Annotated in this window: 21 protein-coding genes; 5 read left to right on the forward strand and 16 right to left on the reverse strand. The window is 59.6% G+C overall.

From position 1 onward, the window contains the following. Positions 1-50: 50 nt before the first annotated feature. From BJ997_RS05055 to BJ997_RS05065, 3 genes are all read left to right on the forward strand, one after another. Entirely contained in the window at positions 51-1,223 is a 1,173-nt protein-coding gene (locus BJ997_RS05055; protein WP_035836848.1) for a sugar ABC transporter substrate-binding protein, read from the forward strand. Between the two features lie 81 nt (positions 1,224-1,304). Further along, on the forward strand, positions 1,305-1,970 hold the full coding sequence (locus BJ997_RS05060) for a bifunctional 4-hydroxy-2-oxoglutarate aldolase/2-dehydro-3-deoxy-phosphogluconate aldolase (RefSeq protein ID WP_052542278.1): 666 nt from the start codon (positions 1,305-1,307) through the stop codon (positions 1,968-1,970). Further along, positions 1,967-2,929, forward strand: coding sequence for a sugar kinase (locus BJ997_RS05065; protein WP_035836847.1), 963 nt, complete (start codon positions 1,967-1,969; stop codon positions 2,927-2,929). The genes BJ997_RS05060 and BJ997_RS05065 overlap by 4 nt, the downstream gene beginning before the upstream one ends. Before the next feature lie 29 nt (positions 2,930-2,958). On the opposite strand, the gene BJ997_RS05070 is transcribed toward BJ997_RS05065, so the two are convergent. The 10 genes from BJ997_RS05070 to BJ997_RS05115 form a co-directional block, all read right to left on the reverse strand. Next, entirely contained in the window at positions 2,959-3,867 is a 909-nt protein-coding gene (locus tag BJ997_RS05070; protein ID WP_084141233.1) for an SMP-30/gluconolactonase/LRE family protein, read from the reverse strand. Positions 3,868-3,870: 3 nt separating this feature from the next. Continuing rightward, positions 3,871-4,506, reverse strand: coding sequence for a dihydroxyacetone kinase subunit DhaL (gene dhaL / locus BJ997_RS05075; protein ID WP_035836845.1), 636 nt, complete (start codon positions 4,504-4,506; stop codon positions 3,871-3,873). Beyond that, the gene (dhaK, locus tag BJ997_RS05080; RefSeq protein WP_035836844.1) at positions 4,503-5,510 is read right to left on the reverse strand and encodes a dihydroxyacetone kinase subunit DhaK; all 1,008 of its coding nucleotides are present in this window, start codon (positions 5,508-5,510) and stop codon (positions 4,503-4,505) included. Before dhaK ends, dhaL begins: the two co-directional genes overlap by 4 nt. A 531-nt stretch (positions 5,511-6,041) precedes the next feature. Next, positions 6,042-7,049, reverse strand: coding sequence for a sugar phosphate isomerase/epimerase family protein (locus BJ997_RS05085; protein ID WP_035836843.1), 1,008 nt, complete (start codon positions 7,047-7,049; stop codon positions 6,042-6,044). Between the two features lie 28 nt (positions 7,050-7,077). After that, positions 7,078-8,217, reverse strand: a complete 1,140-nt coding sequence (locus tag BJ997_RS05090; protein WP_035836842.1) for a Gfo/Idh/MocA family protein — start codon at positions 8,215-8,217, stop codon at positions 7,078-7,080. Then, entirely contained in the window at positions 8,217-9,191 is a 975-nt protein-coding gene (locus BJ997_RS05095) for an ABC transporter permease (protein WP_035836841.1), read from the reverse strand. The genes BJ997_RS05090 and BJ997_RS05095 overlap by 1 nt, the downstream gene beginning before the upstream one ends. Continuing rightward, positions 9,192-10,700 (reverse strand): sugar ABC transporter ATP-binding protein, encoded by a 1,509-nt coding sequence (locus BJ997_RS05100; protein WP_035836840.1) that lies wholly within the window; start codon positions 10,698-10,700, stop codon positions 9,192-9,194. A gap of 5 nt (positions 10,701-10,705) precedes the next feature. Beyond that, the gene (locus tag BJ997_RS05105; protein WP_035836839.1) at positions 10,706-11,896 is read right to left on the reverse strand and encodes a levoglucosan dehydrogenase; all 1,191 of its coding nucleotides are present in this window, start codon (positions 11,894-11,896) and stop codon (positions 10,706-10,708) included. A 133-nt stretch (positions 11,897-12,029) separates the two neighbouring features. Then, the gene (locus BJ997_RS05110) at positions 12,030-13,187 is read right to left on the reverse strand and encodes a substrate-binding domain-containing protein (RefSeq protein WP_035836838.1); all 1,158 of its coding nucleotides are present in this window, start codon (positions 13,185-13,187) and stop codon (positions 12,030-12,032) included. A 37-nt stretch (positions 13,188-13,224) separates the two neighbouring features. Continuing rightward, positions 13,225-14,079, reverse strand: a complete 855-nt coding sequence (locus BJ997_RS05115; RefSeq protein ID WP_244962571.1) for a sugar phosphate isomerase/epimerase family protein — start codon at positions 14,077-14,079, stop codon at positions 13,225-13,227. A 182-nt stretch (positions 14,080-14,261) separates the two neighbouring features. Between BJ997_RS05115 and BJ997_RS05120 the strand changes: the two genes are divergently transcribed. Then, positions 14,262-15,476 (forward strand): ROK family transcriptional regulator, encoded by a 1,215-nt coding sequence (locus BJ997_RS05120; RefSeq protein ID WP_052542277.1) that lies wholly within the window; start codon positions 14,262-14,264, stop codon positions 15,474-15,476. Between the two features lie 463 nt (positions 15,477-15,939). Here the strand turns inward: BJ997_RS05120 and BJ997_RS21160 are convergent, their stop codons facing one another. The 4 genes from BJ997_RS21160 to BJ997_RS05140 are packed head-to-tail and all read right to left on the reverse strand — an operon-like array spanning position 15,940 to position 19,234. Next, complete coding sequence (locus BJ997_RS21160; protein WP_201771717.1) at positions 15,940-16,119, reverse strand: recombinase XerD; 180 nt, start codon at positions 16,117-16,119, stop codon at positions 15,940-15,942. Positions 16,120-16,131: 12 nt separating this feature from the next. Beyond that, positions 16,132-16,938 (reverse strand): tyrosine-type recombinase/integrase, encoded by an 807-nt coding sequence (locus tag BJ997_RS05130; RefSeq protein WP_221243926.1) that lies wholly within the window; start codon positions 16,936-16,938, stop codon positions 16,132-16,134. Between the two features lie 38 nt (positions 16,939-16,976). Further along, positions 16,977-17,933 carry a tyrosine-type recombinase/integrase gene (locus BJ997_RS05135; protein ID WP_035836835.1) on the reverse strand — a complete coding sequence of 319 codons (957 nt, stop codon included), beginning with the start codon at positions 17,931-17,933 and terminating at the stop codon, positions 16,977-16,979. After that, entirely contained in the window at positions 17,930-19,234 is a 1,305-nt protein-coding gene (locus BJ997_RS05140; RefSeq protein ID WP_338080919.1) for a tyrosine-type recombinase/integrase, read from the reverse strand. The genes BJ997_RS05135 and BJ997_RS05140 overlap by 4 nt, the downstream gene beginning before the upstream one ends. Positions 19,235-19,366: 132 nt before the next feature. Here BJ997_RS05140 and BJ997_RS05145 point away from each other — a divergent pair, with 132 nt between their 5' ends. Next, positions 19,367-19,621 carry an integrase core domain-containing protein gene (locus BJ997_RS05145; RefSeq protein WP_268871381.1) on the forward strand — a complete coding sequence of 85 codons (255 nt, stop codon included), beginning with the start codon at positions 19,367-19,369 and terminating at the stop codon, positions 19,619-19,621. 91 nt (positions 19,622-19,712) lie between these two features. Here the strand turns inward: BJ997_RS05145 and BJ997_RS05150 are convergent, their stop codons facing one another. Together BJ997_RS05150 and BJ997_RS05155 are read right to left on the reverse strand one after the other, a co-directional pair. Further along, on the reverse strand, positions 19,713-19,970 hold the full coding sequence (locus tag BJ997_RS05150; protein WP_035836832.1) for a hypothetical protein: 258 nt from the start codon (positions 19,968-19,970) through the stop codon (positions 19,713-19,715). 23 nt (positions 19,971-19,993) lie between these two features. Next, positions 19,994-20,794, reverse strand: a complete 801-nt coding sequence (locus BJ997_RS05155) for a hypothetical protein (RefSeq protein WP_152602197.1) — start codon at positions 20,792-20,794, stop codon at positions 19,994-19,996. Positions 20,795-20,808: the final 14 nt, after the last annotated feature.

The following is a 20,808-nucleotide window of genomic DNA, read 5'->3' on the forward strand; positions in this document are numbered from 1 at the left end:
CCGTCAAAGATGACGAGCGGAAATTCAATCAACACAGCGAAAGGTAAAAAATGTCTGACACAGCAATCATTTCAGAGGTCAAGAAAAACGGAGTTTCTCGCCGCAGCCTGCTCACTTCGATGGGACTGGGCGCGGGAGTCATCGCCACAACCGGTCTTTTGTCGGCTTGCTCGACTGTGGCCCCCACCGGATCAGCCGCCGCAACGGGCGGCGCTGCCGCTGCCGGCAGCGTCGGCGGCTCCGTTTACGACGCTGAAATTAAGAAGCTCGTTGCTGGTCGAGAGCTTCAGGTTGGCTGGACGCCTCCGATTCTATCGGAGTTTTTCAACCAGATGGAAAATGCCGCCTTCGGCCGGATGGCAGAACTTGAGGCAGCCTATGGGGTGAAGTGGAAGTGGGAACGCTCTTCGCCCACGGGAAACTTTGATGCCGTCGAGCAGCAGATTAGCACCGTACGGGGCTGGACCACCCGTAAATTCGATGCAGTTTTGGTATGCACCGGGGCAAACTTCGCCACGATGCAGGATGTCTATACGGAAGCGGCCGACAGCGGGACGTCGGTCTTCCAGTTCAATCAGCCGGTAGAAATTTACGAGCCCGACCAGATCGGCACCGTCTCCAACATTGGGTATGACAACCGCTCGCAGTCAGGTTACCTGGCTGGCAAGTTCATCGCCGACACACTCGGTGGCAAGGGCAAGGTCATTCAGATTATGGGACCGTCCGGTTCGGACTGGACGAAGGCTCGCCTGATTGGTTTCGCCAAGGCTATGGCAGAAAACCCGGGCATGAAGGTTGTCGGCAGTGCTGACGGCGGCTACGTTCGTGAAAAGGGTCTGAACGCTGCTCAGGATCTGCTCACTCGTTTCCGTGACGTGAACGCCATTTACGGCGAAAACGAGGACATGGCTCTAGGCGCGCTGCAGGCGGTGGAGGCTGCCGGCCTCAAGTTGTGGGATGGCACCGACGGCATCGTCATTATCGGCGCCGACGGTTTGATCTCGGGCATGGACTCAATCGTTGCGGGCAAACTCACTGCCACCATTGACGTGGGATCGGTAGACCAGGGCCGCACCTTCATCGACACGATCTTCCACAACGTCGTGCTGGGCGAATCGGTGGGCAAGTTTATTGAGGTGCCCACCCGTGTTGTGACTAAGACGAACGTCGCGGCAGCCCAGGCCTACATCAACAATGCGCTGAAGCCCGCCAAGACCTACTGATCCTCCGGATTCGATCGGTCTGGCTGTTTGAGCTGGTCCGAAGAATCATTCTGTCACTGACATCAAAGGAAACACGACACTATGGTGCTTCGGGCCAGCTCTCCAGCAACTCCTCCCTCTACTAATCTTCTTGAGTCGCCTCTCATCGCTGTTTTGAGAGCACGGCAGGCTCACGACTACGATCCCGTTGTAAAAATTCTTGTTGATGCGGGCATCCGGTCTCTTGAATTTACGCTGAGCACTCCGGGAACTCTCGAACACTTTTCCGCGCTCCGCCAGATCGTTCCGACCACGGTCGACCTCGGCGTGGGAACCGTTACCGATCTCGAACAGGCCGAATTCGCACTGGATGCCGGCGCCGAGTTTCTGGTGACACCCACCACGAACCTCGAGATTGTCGCGCTGGCCTTCCGTCGTGGTGTGCCGATTTACCCAGGCGGGCTCACCCCGACAGAGCTGCACGCTGGCTGGACTGCGGGCGCCACGGCCGTGAAGATTTTTCCTGCCTCGACGGTGGGCGTGACTTATCTGTCCCAGTTTCGTGGGCCCTTTCCTGATATTCAGGTCATTCCGTCGGGCGGGGTCGAGATGGCCGATGTGGAGCCCTGGCTTCAGGCCGGAGCGCTGGCAGTTTCGCTGGGTGGACCGCTGATCGGCAATGCGTTCTCCGGCGGCAGCATGACCGAATTGGCAGAACGCGCTGAACACGCCGTGAACCTGGTGAGCGGTTTCAGGAGTGAGTCATGACTGCCGGCGCGACACCGGGAGGAGTACTGACCTTCGGCGAGACGATGGGGCTTTTTCGAGACCCGCAACCCGGCATGCTGGCCCTCAGCCGCAGCGTGCAGCTAGGGATGGGGGGTGCGGAGAGCAATGTGGCGATTGCCCTGAAGCGTCTGGGTACCCCGGTGACCTGGGTCGGTCGGGTGGGCCGCGATAGCCTGGGAGACCTCATTCAGCGGGAGCTGGCCGCCGAAGGGGTGAACGCGATCATCACCGTTGACGAGGACGCCCCCACTGGACTCATGATCAAGGAACGACGGATGGCCACCGCTACCCGGGTCTGGTATTACCGGGCCGGAAGCGCCGGTTCTCGGCTTGAGCCGTCAGACATTCCGGCTGACGTCATTCGTCAGGCGAGCTTGCTGCATGTCACCGGTATCACTCCGGCGCTCTCGGAATCAGCGGCACAGGCCACCCGTCATGCCATGTCTCTGGCGCGGGACGCCGGAGTGCTCGTCTCCTCCGACCTGAACTATCGATCACGGTTGTGGAACGCCGAGGCGGCACGGCAGAGCTATCGCGACCTGATTGCCCTCGCCGACATCGTCTTCGCCGGTGAAGACGAAGCCGAGATCGCCGTGGGGCGTGCCGACAGCGTGGCTGAGACCGCCCGGCTCTTGGGCGAACTGGGTCCGCGGCAAGTGATCATTAAGTTGGGGGATCGTGGCTGCTTCGCCCTTGTTGACGGGGTCAGTTATGACCAGGTGGCCTTCACTGTCACAGTGGAAGACACCGTCGGTGCCGGCGACGGATTCGTCGCCGGTTACCTGTCTGAAGTTCATCGCGGCTCTCCTGTAACGCTGCGCCTGCAGACCGCGGTGTCTGTGGGTGCCTTCGCCTGCACGGTCGCCGGGGACTGGGAGGGTATGCCCCTCCGCAGTGAACTCGGTCTCCTCGCGGCAACCGAACCCGTCATTCGCTGAGGCCCGGTTGCTGAGCGCCAGCCGTGGCTCTAACCGGCGAACCGGTGCGGGGCTAGTCCTGTCACGTGTGGGTCGACGGCGAAGATCGCGCCGGCGAGTGGTTCGTCGTGCATGAGTTGTTCAGATGTCAACCCTGCACGGGCCGATGTGATGAACAGCTGATCTAAGCGAGCGCCGCCGAAGGCCACACTCGTGACGCGAGTGACCGGCAGGTCAACGACCGTCAACAGTTCACCCGCCGGGCTGTAGCGGAGCACGCTGCCGCCTTCCCACATAGCAACCCACAGGCAGCCTTCCGCGTCGACGGCCATGCCATCAGGGGTGGCCACGAGGCCGGGAGTCTTCACCAGGGTGCGACGCCTGCGGAGCGTTCCGGTGCCGGGTTCAAAGTCGTAAGCATCAATCTGTCGGGTCAGGGAGTCGACGTAATAGAAGGTCCGACCGTCCGGGCTCCAGTCCAGACCGTTGGAGATCGAAACCGGCGAAATCATGCGATCTGCGGCCAGATCTGCAGAGACGCGGTACAGACTGCCTGCCCCCGGAACTAAATCAGCATTCATGGTGCCGACCCAGAGCCGGCCGTTTGCATCACAGGCACCGTCGTTCATCCGGTTCGATGCTCGGTCTGCTTCGACGGGGGCAACGAGTTCGAACGCACCCGTTTCCAAGTCTGCGTAGCCGATCCCATCGCGCACCGCACACACGACGCCGCCGGACCGGCGGCCGACCACGGTTCCCACCGGTTGCCCGACAGTGATGCTGTGGTCCGTTCCGGATGCCGGGTCAAAGTGGTGAATTTCACCCTTCGGGATGTCTACCCAGAGCAACTCGGCTCGTTCGGTGTCCCACCAGGGGCTTTCGGCCAGTTCGGCTGCGGCTTCGAGGGCAACTTCCACCCCGGCAGATGCCCGAGAAGCTCGAGTGTTTGCAGCGTGCACGGGTCAGCCCAGAGTTGTCATGGCGGCCCGAATGATCAGCGCCATCGACGTGGCCCCCGCATCGGCATACCCGATGGTTCGATCGCCGAGATAGCTCGCACGTCCTTTGCGGGCGGCCAGCGCCACCGTGCCGTCCCGCCCGGAGTCTGCTGCGGCAGATGCGCTGATCAATGCACGGGCCAGCGTGTCACCGGCCGCCAGCGCTTGGTCCAGGGCAGTGATGGCCGGAGCGAGAGAGTCGTAGAGCGTTTTATCGCCGACCTGGGCGGAGCCGCGATCCACAATTCCCTGCCCACCGGCGCGGAGCAGCTCAGCAAAACCGGCAGCATCCAACACGCCGTTCGGCCCGCTCGTCACAGCCATTCGCAGAAAAAAAGTGCCATAGAGGGCGCCGCTGGAACCGCCGACCACGTCAACGATTGTGGAGCCCACGTGTTTGAGGAGTTCCCGCGGTGAGTCCAGTTGGTCAAGGAGCCCGATCGCCATCACGGCAGTGAACCCGCGTTCGAGGTTGGAGCCGTGGTCGGCATCGCCAGCGGTCGCATCAAGGTCGTTCAGAGCGTCGGCGTGAACGTTGATCAGACGGGCACATTCGGTGACCCACGCGGTCAGCTGTGCCGTGGTGATTTGATCGTTCATGCTTCTGCTCCCCAGGTGATTGAGGCGGTGCGCACCGGCGCATCCCATAAAACTGTCAGGGCATCGTCGAGCTCCAGAATGGTCAGGGCAGCTCCGGCCTGATCGAGTGAGGTGACAAAATTTCCGACCAGACTGCGTACCGGCTCTAGTCCTCGAGCGCGAAGCAGCCGGTCGCACTCGCCGTACAGCAGGTACAGCTCGCTGAGCGGGGTCGCACCCATTCCGTTCACCAGGACGAGCAGCTGTGCGCCAGGGGAGGGCTGCAGATCGGTCACGACCTCAGAAACCATGGCGTCGGCTATCTGGTGTGCGTCTCTCATGGCCACTCGTTCCCGACCTGGTTCGCCGCTGATACCGATTCCGAATTCAATTTCGCCGTCGGGCAAATCGTAAATAGGTTTTCCGCGAAGTGGGGGTGTGCATGAGCTCAGGCCCACCCCGAACGTACGAGCGCGGTCAGTGACGCGGCGGGCGATTGCCGTGACAGAGGCAAGGTCGTCACCACGTTCGGCCGCTGCACCCGCGATCTTTTCGACCAGCACGGTCGCGCCGAGTCCTCGTCGTCCGGCAGTTCCGGGCATCTGCGGGATGGAGACGTCATCGGTGACGAGCACTGAGTCGACTGCGATGCCTTCAAAGGCGAGCAGCTCTGTGGCCATGCCGAAGTTCATCACCTCTCCACTGAAATTCTTGATGACATGCAACACCCCGGCACCACTGTCAGCGGCCAGCGTGGCGGCGACAATTTGCTTGGGAACTGGGGACGTGAATATTTCACCGGGGCAGGCGGCGTCGAGCATGCCGTGGCCTACGAACCCCGTGTGCAGCGGTTCACAGCCGGAGCCGCCGCCGGCCACCAGACCGACCTTGCCTGCTCTGGCGCGCGTGGTTCTCACAACAATGCGTCGCTCGGCATCGAAAGTCACTGTCGTCGGGTGAGCTGCAGCCAAGCCGACAAGATAATCGGTTACTGCATCTGCGGGATCGTTCATAAACTTTTTCATCGAAGTGTGCCTTCGTTTCAAGGTGTTGCTCACGAGTCAATCCGAGGCAGTCCGGGTGATGCCGCGATTCTAGGTTGTAAAGCAGGTGATCAGGTGGTCTGAACAGTACGCAAAAACGAGGACGATGTCAAGTGCCGCTGGTTTCGAAGAAACAGTATCTCTCTCCCGACGCCGCCGAGCCGGGGGAGGGTGACAACGCCAGTGGTGGAGAAACCCTCGCCGCCGAGCGGCTCTCTAACTCGTTGAAAGCCGCACCTTCGCCTTGGGAGGCGTCTACTTTTGGCATCGGGCGTACGTACACGGAGGTCACGTCCCGCCGGGTGGTGTAATTCGTCGACACCGCGTCAATCAGGGGTTCGATGCCCACCATTTACCTACCTCAATCAACCGTGATGGACCAAAGGCGCCCGGCTATGATCGGGAGTAGTGAACCGTTCGGTTTGCTGCAAAGGCATGGGAACCCCTGAGGTTCCGAGACATTCGGTGTCGACCACAACTGTGCTGGTTTGGCAGGGGTGTGGGGCTGCCCCATCAGCCCTGGTTGCTGAACACCGCGTCAAACGAAGTCGACGCTGGCGTCCAGAGCAGTGTCCGAATAAAAGCAAGCGCTTCCGGGGCACCGCGAAGTCGGTCCATACCGGAATCTTCCCATTCGATGGAGATAGGACCGGTGTAGCCGATCGTGTTCAGGGCGCGAAAACTTGCTTCCCAATCCACGCTGCCGTGACCGGCCGAGACGAAGTCCCATGAGCGTTTCGGGTCACCCCACGGTAAATGCGAGGAAAGTCGCCCCCGACGGCCGTCCTTGGGCAGCAAAGTGGTGTCCTTGCAATCCACGTGATAAATCCGATCGGCGAAGTTATGGATGAACGCCGCAGGGTCGATGTCCTGCCACATCAAATGTGAAGGGTCCCAGTTCAGGCCAAACGCTGGACGGTGTCCGATGGCTTCAAGCGTCTTCTCCGTCGTGTACCAGTCATAGGCAATTTCGCTGGGGTGAACTTCAAGGGCGAACCGCACACCATTGTCATCGAAGACATCCATAATCGGATTCCAGCGGTCAGCGAAATCTTCATAACCCGCCTCGATGACATGCTCCGGTACCGGCGGGAACATTGCAACATAGGGCCATATTTTTGAGCCCGTGAAACCCACCACGGTGTCAACGCCAAGCCTGCGAGCGGCGATGCCGGTGAGTTTGAGCTCCTGGGCGGCGCGCTGGCGAACACCCTCGGCTTCACCGTCTCCCCAGACTCGCGAACCAACGATGGCCTGATGGCGAAAATCGATGGGATCATCGCAGACGGCCTGACCCTTGAGGTGGTTGGAAATCGCAAAGAGTTTCAGGTTGTGGCGCTTGAGAATATCGAGGCGGTCCTGAAGGTAGGCATCATCTTCTGCGGCACGCCAGACGTCGAGGTGTTCGCCTGAACAGGCGATTTCCAGGCCGTCGTAGCCCCACTCGCTGGCATACTTCGCGACCTGCTCAAGCGGCAGGTCAGCCCATTGACCGGTGAAGAGGGTGACGGGTCGAGACATGTGTTACTCCTTGGTGGTCAGTATGAATCTACTGAGTTGGGGCTGCGTCGAGAACCCCGCGGCTGTTGTGTGGCACCGCAGGAATTCCGTCGGTGGGACTCGCCACGTCGATCCACCGGCCGGACTGTGCGGACGTCAACACTGCATCGGTGATGATCGCGGCCCGTAAACCGTCGACAAAGGTGGGTAGGCCGTCGACGGATTGGCCCTGAAAAGAAGAATAGGCATCCGCTGTGAAAGCGTTGAACGCATCTTGATATCCCCTCGGGTGCCCAGCAGGAAGATGCGCCAGACTCTGGGACGACCGGGCAGCCAGCTCTGCGGAGCCCGGGTAGATTGTGGTCTCAATACTCTGGTTGGAGGCCGTGAACTTTCCCGGGCGCTCCTGGTTCCATCGATAAGATTCCAGCTCCCCATCGAAGGAAAAGTGGAGTCGGTTCTTGCGCCCATGGGTGATTTGACTTGCGATGAGCGTGCCCGATGCGCCTCGATCTGTCTCAAACAGGATGGACGCGGCGTCTTCGGTCGCCCCGCGTTCAGGATGCGATCGTGAGAGCGCTGACACCAGTCGGGTAATGCGGTGCCCTGTCACAAACTCCATCAGGTCGCACCAGTGCACGCCGATGTCAGCGAAGGCGCGCGATGAGCCGCCGACCGTTTCATCGACCCGCCAGTTTGTGGCGGTGGGCAGTGCGAGCCAATCCTGGAGGTACGAGCCGTGAAGCAGATGCATCTCTCCCGCCGAACCGTCTGAGATCCGCGATCGAATCTCACGAACCGCAGGGTAATAACGGTAGATGAACGGAACCGCAGTCGGTGTTCCGGAGATTCTGGCGCGGCTCACCAGCTCTTCCGCGTCTGACACCAGCGTCGCCAACGGCTTCTCGCACACGACAGGTTTTCCGGCCAGAAGCGCCAGGCCCGCCTGCTCGGAATGAAACGCATTCGGGGTGCAGACATGAATGACATCGACCGCATCGGACTCGATCAAGGCGCGGGCGCTTGGAGCGATACCGTCGATACCCAACCGGTCAGCAGCGCGAGCGGAGCTATCGGGCGACGAGCTGGCGATCAGCACGACCTCGGAGCCGGCTGCCCAGATTGCTCGGGCATGTACCTCTGCCATGAAACCACCGCCGAGGATGCCGGCGCGGAGTGGGGGCTGCATCAGCTTGAGGCCTTCTTGCTCGACAAGGCGACGGCGACAATGATGATGGCGCCGCGAACGACCTGCTGCTGACTGACTTCAAGGCCGGCGAGGATCAAACCGTTGTTGACCAGACCGATGAACAGCGCACCGAAGAGTGATCCGATGATTGCGCCACGGCCGCCGAAGAGGGACGTTCCGCCCAGAATTACCGCAGCGATGACTGAGAGTTCATCACCGGTTCCCCACTGGAAGCGTCCTGACTGAAGTCGACCCGCGTAGAGCATGCCTGCGATGGCGGCCACGAGCCCGGAGAGGAGCAAAACGTAGAACTTGATCCGGGCGGTGTTGACTCCGGTAAACATGGCTGCCTGAGTGTTTCCACCCGTAGCCCGAACCTGGCGGCCGAATTTCGTCTTATTCATGACGACGGCGCCAAGGGCCACAATGACCACGGCCCAAATCAGAAGGGACGGAATTGCGCCCACATTGCCGCCGCCGAAGATCTGGATGAACGTGGCGTCGGCGATCGGCACCGGTGCAGAAGCCGTGATCCAGCGGGCGACACCCACAATCAGGCCGAGCATTCCCAAGGTCACGAGAAAGGAGGGGACTTTGAGCCATGCCACGAGTCCGCCGTTGACAGCACCGACAACGAGCCCGACCAGCAGGCCGGCCAGAATACCCGGGACCAGCCCGTAGGAAGACATGGCCAGGGCTGAAACCACGGAGGAGAGGCCGGCGACGGACCCGATACTGAGGTCGATTTCTGCGGTGGCGATCACGAATGTCATGGCCACGGCCATGATGGAAATGGTGGCCGTCTGGCGCGCAATGTTCAGGAGGTTGTTGGCACTGGTGAAACCGCTGTCGTTCAGGAGAACGGCGAAGAGGATAAACACCACCACAAAACCGACGTAAATAATGTTCTGGCGCCAGTCAAAGCGGTGAACAAAGTGAAGACTGCGGTTCATTTTCGTAGTCAACGTGGACATTTATGCTCCTTGTACAGCGAGTTGGAGGAATTCTTCAGATGGGATGTCCGCCCGCGAAAGATCGCGAGCCACTTCGCCATCTCGGAGAACGAGGATGCGGTCGCTCACCGATAACAGTTCCGGGAGTTCGGACGAAATGATGATGACGGCCTTGCCGTCGTCGGCGATCTGGCGAACCATGGCCAAGATCTCCTTCTTGGTGCCGATGTCGACGCCGGCAGTGGGCTCATCCATCATGAGGATGTCTGGATCAGTGCCAAGCCATTTTCCAATCACGACCTTCTGCTGGTTTCCACCGGAGAGCCTCGAAACATCCATTGTTTGGTCGGCGACCTTGATGGAAAACTTGCCAATGATCTCTTGTGCCCGGGAGACTATCTTGGAAGACCGCAGGAGTGGCCCGCTCTTGAGATCGTCGAGGAGGGGAAGGGTGATGTTCTCTTGCACGGAGTGCTCCAGCACCAGTCCCTGAGCTCGGCGGTCTTCCGGGATGAGCGCGAGCCCGAGGGAAATCGCGTGCCCTGGATTGCGAATGGCAACGGTCTGGCCATTGATCGTGATCGTTCCGGCGGATGCTCGGTCGATTCCGAATAGCGTGTTCACCAGCTCCGTGCGGCCACTGCCCATGAGACCGGCCAAGCCGAGAATTTCGCCGCGGTGCAGGTTGAACGTGATGTCTGACAGACGTTTGCCGGAAGCCAGACCGGTTACCGTCATCACGGCATCCGTGCTGATCTTTGCACAGCGGTCTTCGTAGGCCATGATCCCGGACATTTCTCGTCCAACAATGGCTGCCACGATCTGCGCCGGAGAGACATCGGAGAGTTTTGCGGTCAACGCATTCTTGCCGTCGCGAAGCACGGTAATGCGATCGGCAACTCGGTACACCTCATCCATTCGGTGTGAAATGTAGATGATGGAGATTCCACGGGCCTGTAGTCGCTCGATGAGTTCGAAGAGCGCATTCGTCTCGTGCTTGGCCAGCGATGCCGTGGGCTCATCCATGATGAGCACACGGGCGTTCTGGGCCAAGGCTTTGGCGATTTCGGTGAGTTGCCAGAGAGCCGTGGGCATGTTCTCGAGCAGGCTCGTGACGTCGACGCTGACACCCATGTCCACGAAGATGGCGCGCGCTTTCTCACGGGCGAGCGCGTCGTTGATAAGACCGAATTTGCCCATGGGTTCAGCCGTCAGGAAGATGTTCTCCCAGACGGTGAGGGTGGGGATCAGGCTGAACTCCTGGAAGACCATACCGATGCCTGCTGCCCGCGCAGCGAAAGTGTCGGTCAATGAAACTGTTTCACCCGCAACCTTCACCTCGCCGCTGTCACGCTGATAAACGCCCTGCAGGATCTTCATGAGAGTGGACTTGCCCGCACCATTTTCGCCGGCAAGGGCGTGCACTTCGCCAACGGCCAGTTCAAAACTGACTTCGCGAAGAACAGGTACTCCGCTGAAGGCTTTGGTGATGCCGAACATCTCAACTGCGAGCACGGGAGTCGTGGACATCTGGTTTATTCGACCTTTCCGGTCTCGCGGTTGAGCTGAGGGACCTTGACCCACTGTCCGGATGCTGCCGAGGTGAGAATGGCGTGATCCACCAAAGCAACCTGGTAGCCATCGCCGAAGTCGGGGCGAACAGGCTCACCACCGGCAATAGCGGTGAAGAGATCATGGGCTTCGATGATCTTCGTTTCGCCGTAACCGATACCCAACGCCGGGATGGGCCAGAGGTTGGCGCCATTGGGGTGGTTGGGGCCGGTGTACACAGTGCGGAATCCGCGGCGGTCGTTTTCGTCGCTCTTGAAACAGACCTGAAGTTCGTCCCGGTTCTCATAGTTGAAGACGATGGAACCCTCCGAACCATGGATCTCCAGAGTGATGAAGTTGTTGCGACCCCAGGCATTGCGGGTTGCTTCGACGGAACCGATGGCTCCGCTGGCGAACTTCACAAGCGACAAGACCTCGTCTTCGACGTCCACGGGTCCCATCGGTCCGCCATCGGCCTTGGAATTTCCGAGCGAGTCGGCACCAGCCTGCTGCAAGGGGCGTTCCGTGATGATGTTGGCCGTCAGACTGCTCACTTCGGTGATCTCGCCGGCGAGGTAACGAGCCATGTCGAGCACGTGGGTCAGGATGTCGCCCACGGCGCCCGAACCGGCAATTGACTTCTTGAAGCGCCACGACAGCGGCGAGCTGGGGTCTGCCGACCAGTCCTGCAAATACGTCGCACGAACGTTGAGGATGCGCCCAATCGCTCCTTCGTCAATATAACGCTTTGCCAGAGCGACAGCGGGGGTTCGGCGGTAGTTGAAGGCCACCATGTGCACGCGGTCGCTTCCGCGCGAGGCTTCGTACATTCTCGCCGACTCTTCTACCGTGCGGGCCAGTGGCTTCTCGCAGATGACGTGCTTACCGGCTTCGAGAGCGGCGATGGCGATCTCCGCGTGAAGATTATTGGGGGTTGCTATGTCAACGAGGTCAATCTCGGGGTCATCGATGATGGAGCGCCAGTCACTGGTGGACTTCTGAAAACCGAAGCGCGCTGCGGCGTCCGAAGCCAGGTCATCGGTGGCCTCAGCGATGCTGTGCTTGACCGGCATGATGTCGGTGGGCCAGTAAAACATGGGGACGGCGGAGTAAGCCAGCGAGTGGGCTTTACCCATGAATCCGCCGCCGATGAGGCCAACATTGATTTTCTTCATTGTGAATTCCTTGTCGTTTGAGGCGAAAGTGTGGGAAGGCTGCAACCGGGCTGTTTGGGCAAATCAAAAGGTGCGTGGGGCCTGCAGCAACAGGTGAAACGTCTGCTGCCGGCCCCACAATCAGAAGTTCGTTTTACTTCTTGTAGACGCTCGAGATCGACTCGGGTGCTTCGACCTGGTAGACCGTCTTCCACGAGTCGAGGACGTTTTCGTGCGTCACCGGGAGGGCACCGAGGGCGACGAAGTTCGGAATGTCCGTCTTGCCGATGAGCGAAGCTGCGCCGAGACGAGCCTCTGCGACACCCTGGTCGTAAGGCCGCTGAGCGCCCAGGCCGACGATGAGTTCGTCCTTGGCCAGAGCAATAGCAACGTTGGTCCCGAGGTCTTCGGTTGCAATCTTCAGGTCCGGGCGACCGGACTCACGGGCAGCAGCCATGATGCCTTCGGCGGGAACGTCCCACACTCCCCAGATTCCGGCGAGGTTCGGGTACTTGGTCAGCAAGGCGGTGGTAGCTGCCTGCGCGTCGCCGGCGAAGTCGGGGCCGCCGATGCCCTTTTCTTCAACAATGGTGATGTCAGGGTAGAGGGCAATCGTTTCTTTGAAACCCTCGTAGCGCTGGGCTGTCACGAAGAACTCCGCGTCGTGGAAGACGAGACCGATCTCACCCTGGCCGCCGAGAGCTTTGGCCAGAAGGTGAGCTGACACGACACCGTTACCCTTGTTGTCAGCGGAAACAACCGAGACGTAGTCTTTGCCGCCCACAAAACCATCAGGAACATTATCCATGAAGACGAGCTTCACGCCGGCGTCACGCGCCTGAGCGTACGCGGCAGCGGTTGCTACCGGGTCGGTGGGAATGGACACGATCAGGTCGGGCTTGAGTGCCAGCACCGTCTCCAGGTCCGAGACCTGCTGCTCGGGTTTGAAGTTGGCGTCTGTCACGGCAACGACTTCCATGCCCAGGCGGGTGAATTCTGACTCGAGCCCTTGTACCTGTGCAGTGGACCAGTCGTTTCCGGCGTAGTGCATGACAATCGCGACTTTGAAGTTCCCGGCCTTGACCTTGGCGACTTCGTCATCGGTCAGTGTCGTTGCGTCGAAACCCGCGGGTGTTTCACCGTTCGGACCAACACTCAGCACCTGACCGGACAATTCGGCCAGTGCGGCGTCTACCTGCGCCGACACATCAGCGTTTTCAGTGTTCGCGGTTTGGGTGGTTGCTGTTGAGCATGCTCCAAGACCGAGCACCAACGCTGTGCCGAGGGCAAGCGCTGCAATTGATTTCTTCATTGAAATAGCTTTCTTCTTGTGGGGGAGGGGGGGGGGATTAGTCTCGAAGCGCGTTGCTGGGGGCAAGAATGTCGTCGAGGTACCGCTTACTGATGACGGCGGCGTCGGTGGGGTTACCGTCGTATGAATCCAGTTCGACCATGAGCCAGCTGTCGTAGCCGGCGGATCGAACTGCTGCAATCACACCAGGAAAATCGATGTCTCCCTGTCCGAGGGGAAGGAAATCCCCGGTGGCGTATTTGTAGTCCTTGAGGTGCACATGGGCGAGGCGGTCGGCGTATTTCTCGATCAGTTCAACCGGATTTCCGCCGCCGGCAGTCAGGTGCGCGGTATCGGGGCAGAACTTGATTGTGGACAGACCCATCAGTCGTTCGAGGGCATCAGGCCCCTCAACGATGGTTCCGAGGTGGGGATGGTAAGTGCAGTCCAGCCCGAATGACGCGGCGATCTCCACAACCTGGTCAAGGGCACGACCCAGCTTGGCCATGTCGTCCGGCTGCTCGCCTCGTGCTCGTTTGGCGCCGCCGCCCACGACGAGCCTGGTGGCCCCGAATTCCGAGGCGAGCTTGGCCGACTGGGAGATCTTGTGTAGCTCATCTTCGAGAATGTCATCGTAAATGAAGTTGGCTCCGGTGTAGACGGCAACAAGCTCAAGCTGGGCCTTCTTCAACGCGTCGAGCAGCACGTCTGGCCGATCCGCGTAGTCGGCGAGATCTCCGTCGAAGACCTCCGTGCCCTGATAACCGGCGGATGAGATGTCAGAGACCGCTTCGAGGGTATCGCCGTTCGCACGATAGAAGAGGTCTTTCACAGCCGTGACGCCGGAGGGATGCCCCACGACCCCGCCCCATGTAATGGTCGAGTAGCCAATCTTCATCGATGTGCCTTTCATAGGTAAAGCTCCGCTGCCTGTGGCATTGATCTCACGGTGATTCTGTGTGTGAATCGATAATGACAGTAAACACTACTCTTTCGTCGAAAATCAACGTTACGTTACAAATTTGTTATCAACTACTGTCGAGAACAACTGGATCAAGGCGAGATCATTGGGTCTACCGCCAGTAAAATACGGGGATGGCTGAGATTCAAATCAAATTCAACGGCTTCAGTGCCGCGGCCCTTTTTCAACTCCTACGGAACGGGCAGCCACGAACAAAGGCCGAATTGGTGACGATGACGGGCTTGGCTCGATCGACCATCCAGCTCCGCATCGACACTCTGCTTGAGCTGGGCCTCATTGCGCCGGTCACGGATGCTGTCTCTACCGGTGGTCGGCCCTCGGCTCAAATGGCCCTCAACCCCAAAGCCCGGGTGATTGCGGCCGTGGACTTCGGCGCAACACAGGCGAGCCTGGCGCTGACAGATCTTGCCGGCGAGATCCTCGGCCGAACATCGTCAAAAATCATCATTGCGGATGGTCCTGAATCATGTCTCGGCTGGATGGTGAGGACAATTCGCTCAGAACTTGCGGCTCTCCGCCTCAAGGAAGTGGATTTGATCGCCATCGGGATCGGTCTCCCCGGCCCCGTCGAGCACTCGACCGGCCGCCCGTCAAACCCGCCCATCATGCCGGGGTGGGATGACTTCGATGTACCGGGCTTCGTCAATCACCACCTCACAGCGACCGTCCTTGTCGATAACGACGTGAACATCATGGCGCTCGGCGAGCAGAAGTTTGCCTGGCCCGACATAGAGAACATCATCTTCCTGAAGGCGTCCACCGGCATCGGCTCCGGAATTATCAGCAGCGGCGTACTCCAACGGGGTGCCGAAGGTATCGCAGGAGATATTGGTCACGTGCAAATCGCCCGCGGCCAGAATGTGCCCTGTCGGTGCGGCAATAGCGGTTGTTTGGAAGCTATGGCCGCTGGACCAGCATTGGCTCAGCGCCTAGCGCTCGCAGGAGTCGAGTACAACGGCAAATCCATCGCTGTTCTCAGCGACGTAGTGGCCGCCACAAAGGGTGGCGAATTGGCCGCCATTCAGGCGGTTCGGCAGGCGGGACGCGATATTGGTGAAGTGCTCACCACCTGCGTCAGCGTCCTGAATCCTTCTGTCATCTCGATCGGGGGTTCCCTCGCCTTCGCCGGGGAACATCTTCTTGCCGGCGTTCGTGAAGTCGTGTATTCGCGTTCGATGCCGCTGGCCACGGAACATCTCACCGTGGCACAATCTCGGGCCGGTGCCGACGCTGGCATTATCGGAGCGAGTGTCATGGCAATCGATTACGCCCTCTCGTCCGCGAGCATTGATGCAATGGCTGCCGCGCTGGAGTCTGCAAACAACTAGTGGCCTTGACCCCGGAGAGTGGACACGGGTTAAGCGGCGAGTTGGATCTCTGCGGCCTGTGACGAGTATTGCATCTCGAAGTCCACTGGCGTGACATGCCCGATCGAGGAGTGCCGCCGGCGGCGGTTGTAGCGGTCCTCGATCCAGTCCGAGACGCCTTGGATCGCGCGGGCCCGGTGGGCCAGATGCGGCGGTAGTAGAACTCTGTTTTCAGCGTCGCGAAGAAGCCCTCGGCCATGGCGTTGTCCCAGCAGATTCCGGTGTATCCCATCGACCGGGTGATGCCGTTCTTCGCGGCGAAGACGGTGATCTGTTCCGACGCGTACTGCGTGCCCCGGTCAGAGTTATACCGAATTCGGCTTAACTCTGATTATGCCGAGGATGACGTTAAGCCGAGAAATCGTGCCGATGCCAAGTGTCCATTGGGGACAACGTTTATTCTGTCGGCTTAGCGTTTTCGACGTTAGTGAAGTGTGTAGAGCATTTGCAATTTCTCCTCGCTGAGCCAGTCGCGGTCGACCGCGTCAATGCCTGGGGTGGCGGCGTTCATCGCTGTTTTCATCATGTCGAGCGTCGCGAAGGCGTAGAAGGCTGAGGTGGTGCTCATGCTTTCGTGGCCGAGGAGTTGCATGATGATCGGCAAAGGGATGCCTTGTTAGCAGAGGTCCATCGCTTTGGTTTTGCGCAGCATGTGGCAGTGGAGTCCGACCGGAATCGACGGACAGGACTGCCGGGCGAGATTGCCCGCTGTCACAAGGATCGCCGAGACGCTGTCGACGGACAACCGGGCCGGCTGCCCGAGGTGGGAACTGTTGAACAACGGACGCGTCGCCGGTAACCGGGCCTGGTTCGGATGGAACTCCGCAAGATAGACCCGCAGGTGTTCCACGGTCTTGTCGCCCAGTGGGACGACGCGGCTTTTGGCTCTCTTACCGGTCAGGGTGAGGTGCGCTGGCGTGCTCAGGGCCAGGTCTGCGAGGGTGATTGCGGTGATTTCGCTGACGCGTGCGGCGCTCTCATAGAGAAGAATCAACAGCATGCGGTTGCGCCGGGACTTCATCGTGGAGCCATCGAAGGCGGAAAGGATTTCCTTGGTTTCGCGTCCTTCGAGGTATTCGATTGGTTTTCGGGGTGCCGTAGGCGCTTTCAATGCTTTTGCGGCGTCATGGAGCGCGACCAGGGTGAGGTCTTCCTGGGCGGCGAAGGCCAAGAACGCGGTGATCGCCGTCAGGCGTAAGCTCACGGTCTTGGGCTGGTAGTTCTTCGTCTCACGCATCCAGATGAGCCACTCTTTCAGTACCGGCCGCTCGAAGTGATCAAAATTGATGTCTTTGCGGTGAAGATTCTTCTCATCGGTGAGGAAGGCGACGAAGCATTCCAAGGAGATCCGGTAGGCCTCAATCGTCCTCGGGGACAGCGCCCGAACTTTGGGCATGTAGTCGTGCAGAAAGTTGCGGGCCAACCCCCAAAAGTTCGGGATCGACGTTCTGGGGTCGCGTTTCATGCGAATCCCACCTCGGGTAGAAGCAGCTCGCTCTTCCGGGTGATGTCGGCGAAATTGTTCATGAAGTCCGGCGACGTGTGGACGTAGTAGTAGGTGCTGTCCAAGGACGCGTGCCCCATGTATCTGGCCAGGTAGGGCAACATCGCGTTGACGTCAGTGCCGTCAGTCATCCACCGCTCAAGGTTCGCGTAGGCGAAGTGGTGTCGGAAGTCATAAGGACGGGGCCGTTTCCCTGCGCTGGTTCGTCTCAGCCTGGCCTGATCCCAAATGCGGTTGAAGGCCACTCCGACCGCCGCAGGCGAGACTGGCTTTCCGCTGGAAGTCACGAAAAACGTGGCTCGCTGCTGGGCGAATGCTCGACGGGAATGTGTGTCGCACTCGGTGAGGATATCGGCGATCTCACCGGTGAGCGGGAGCCGCCGGTCACGGTCTCCTTTGGAAGCCAGTACCTCGATGACGCCGTCGTTGAGGTTAACATCGGTGGGAGTGAGGCGTCGGACTTCGCCGGTGCGCAGTCCGCAGGAGTGCATCAGGCCGAAGAACGCGACGGCCTGCCATTTCCACGGCGACGAGGCGACCAATCGAGCGGCCGCTTGGAAAAACAACGTGATTTCGGTCTGAGTCAGCAGATAGGGCTGGGACGGGATGAAGCCAGCTTTCCACTTCTCTGAGAGCACGTAGGCGTCCGCGTTGCCTGTGATTCGCGCCCACGGACCGAAGTCACGGATGTAGGACATCCACGAGCGAGAGATGGGTTGGCTCAAAAGTTGAAAGGTGACCCAGCCTTCAACGGTTGCCTGGTTAAGAACCTTCCGCCCTGTCGTTGCGCAGTACTGATCAAACCGTTTCAAGTACCAGATCCGGGAAGCGCCATAACAGCCCATGCTGGTCTTGAATGTGAGGTATTCCTCGAGGTCATCGGCGAAGGTACTGGTGAATCCGTGACCACTCATCGTCCGGCCCCCGCCGGCATCGGAAGCACGCAGGCGCGCATCTGATCGGTGTCCTCGCTCAAGTACACGTTCGTGGAATCGGGACTCGAATGGCCCAGAATTGCCGAGATCGTCGGCAAAGGCGTTCCCGCACGCAGCAGTTTCGTCGCTGCGTGATGGCGCAACATTCGAGTTGCCGCTTTCGTATTCGGCAGCCCGGCGGCACGGAACGTCCGCTGCGTTATGGAATAGATCGACGCATGGTCGCTGAACGCGAGGTGCGGGGCCAGCGAGCGTAGGAACACGTTCTTGAGGTCAGAGTCCGGCCGATCGTTCAGAATGTAGTTGGCCAGCTTCCCGATGATGACCGCAAGTAGGGGCAACGTCAGCGGGTTGCCCGTTTTCTGCTGCACGATCGCGAGAGTCGAGCTTCGCCAATCGATGTCCTTCAGCCGCAGGGCGATGATGTCGCATGCGCGCAATCCCGTCACCAGTGCGAGCAACGTGATCGCAGCGTCTCGGGCGGAAACTTCGTTATGGGTGCAGGCTTGCACGACCAACTGTTCCTCGCGTTCCCCCAGCAGGGGGACGAGTTGATGCCGTCGCCGGGTCTGTGCCATCTTCAGCGCGTCGAGCAGATCCTGTCGGTGCACGAAGGTGAGGAACGGACGAAAGTTTGTCACCACAGTCCACATCGCCGATTGCGCCCACCGGCCCCGTAAGGATTCCAGGAATCTGAACACCGTTGTTCCATCAGCGGCCTGAAACGACGCAATTCCACTCGCCTCCAAAAAGAGAAGGTATTCACCGGCCGCTCGCCCGTAAGCAGCGCGGGTCGCCGCGGCCAGTCCGCGACGCTCCATGTCGGCAGACCACGTTTCCCACAAGGCGACGAAGTCGGCGGATTGAGGAACAATCACCCGACCGCCGCGGCTACTCATCGCCAGGCTCACCTGGCCGGTTGCCGCGTACGAGTCAAAGAGCGTCGCCAATCGGCTGTAGTCGAAACGGCGCTGAGCGCTAAACCTCCCCGTCCTCGGACTCGTCGTCATCGACGCGAACTCGGCACCCAACCTCGGCGTGTAGAGGCCGCCCTCCTTCTGCGCAAGCAGCGCCAAAACGCGAATCGACTTTTGGTACTGCCCAATCGTCGACTCTTTGTAGCCGGCCGCTCTAAGTGCCTCAACAACGACAAGACCAATCCCATCAACCATCGCTTCCATGTCAAATCTCCCTTCACTTCGCATCTGGACACGATGAAGGTAACGCCAACGGAGGCAGCACACTAAACCGAGAAAATCAGAGCCGTCCCCAATGGACACTTGGTATCGGTACGATTTCTCGGCTTAACGTCATCCTCGGCATAATCAGAGTTATACCGAATTCGGCTTAACTCTGACCGGGGCACGCAGTACGCGTCGGAACAGATCACCGTCTTCGCCGCGAAGAACGGCATCACCCGGTCGATGGGATACACCGGAATCTGCTGGGACAACGCCATGGCTGAGAGCTTCTTCGCGACGCTGAAAACAGAGTTCTATTACCGACGGATCTGGCCTACCCGAGCCCGGGCAATCCGAGACGTCGCGGCGTGGATCGAGGACCGCTACAACCGGCGCCGTCGCCACTCCTCGATCGGGCACGTCACGCCTGTGGACTTCGAGCTGCAATACTCGTCACAGGCCGCAGAGATCCAACTCGCCGCTTAACCCGTGTCCACTCTCCGGGGTCAAGGCCATAGACAGGAGCGGCAACCGGTGATGTCATCGCCGGTTGCCGCTTCTCAGCTTTCCGAGCGGGTCATTGTTTTCCTGTGACTCGAGGAAGGTACGCGCGCAACACAGCGACGAGGACCAGCACGACAAGGACAGCCGCGCTGATAACGACCGCGTACACGGCGCCAAACCCGACTATGGCGCGCCATACCGGTCCCGGGCCATCCAGGCTGCTCCACTGCTCACCGAGACTATTCCCAACGGCGACATATGCGTAAATGCCCAGCACGACAACAACGCTCAAGCCAAGAAAACCTGCCGTACCGATGATCCATCGCTTCACGATTCTGCCTTTCGGTTACTTATCTACTTGATGCGATTACAACGATCCCACGGATTAGCAATTTGCTGCCAAGGCAGGGAAGGTTGCCAAGATTCCATGTTGTACACACCACTGTCAAGCCATCCGCCTACGACATGGCAAACAAACTGCTGTTCGATGTTGTCGTTCACTCGATAAGCCTGCGTGCCCAGGATCGATTTCAGGTGAGCGACATGTATGTAGTGAGTGTTCCATGCGATTTGCTGCTTACCGAGGGCTGTCGGGGCAGCGTTCACGATGTAGCCTCGGCTGTCTGTGGTCACCCAACCCGCCGAGTACCACTCAGTTGCGGCGAGGGCCGACATGCGGACCGGGTAAGCCACACCGGATTCATCCGTGTTCTGAAGGGTCTGGGTAATGGTAGTTCCATTGACTGTAAACGATGTGGGTACGACGTTGCCGCTGGCGTCGATGACGTCTCCGGAAGCAATGCCTCCGAGGAGTTCACCAGCGCCATTGAGCAACAGCACCGACTCTTCATTTTGATCGTTGGTGATCACTTGAGCAGTTGCAGATTCGGGAAGGGCTAGGGAGTAACTTTCGGATGCACTTGCTGCGTCGTTGATTGACGAGCTCAACACGATCTCGCTGTTCTCCGCGTCACTGCCGAGGCCGGCCGATAATCTTTGAGAATCAGTCGAAGGTTGCTGAGTTTGGTCGATTTTGAATGAGCCCCCTGGGCCAACAAGCTCCGTACCTGTTTCTTGAGCCTGTGCAGGAGATGTAATCCCCGCAACTAAAAATGCCGCAGCCATAACGGCAACGGCGTACTTTTTCACAATCATGAATCCCCCGTTTA

This window comes from Cryobacterium roopkundense, from assembly GCF_014200405.1.
Taxonomy (GTDB): domain Bacteria; phylum Actinomycetota; class Actinomycetes; order Actinomycetales; family Microbacteriaceae; genus Cryobacterium; species Cryobacterium roopkundense.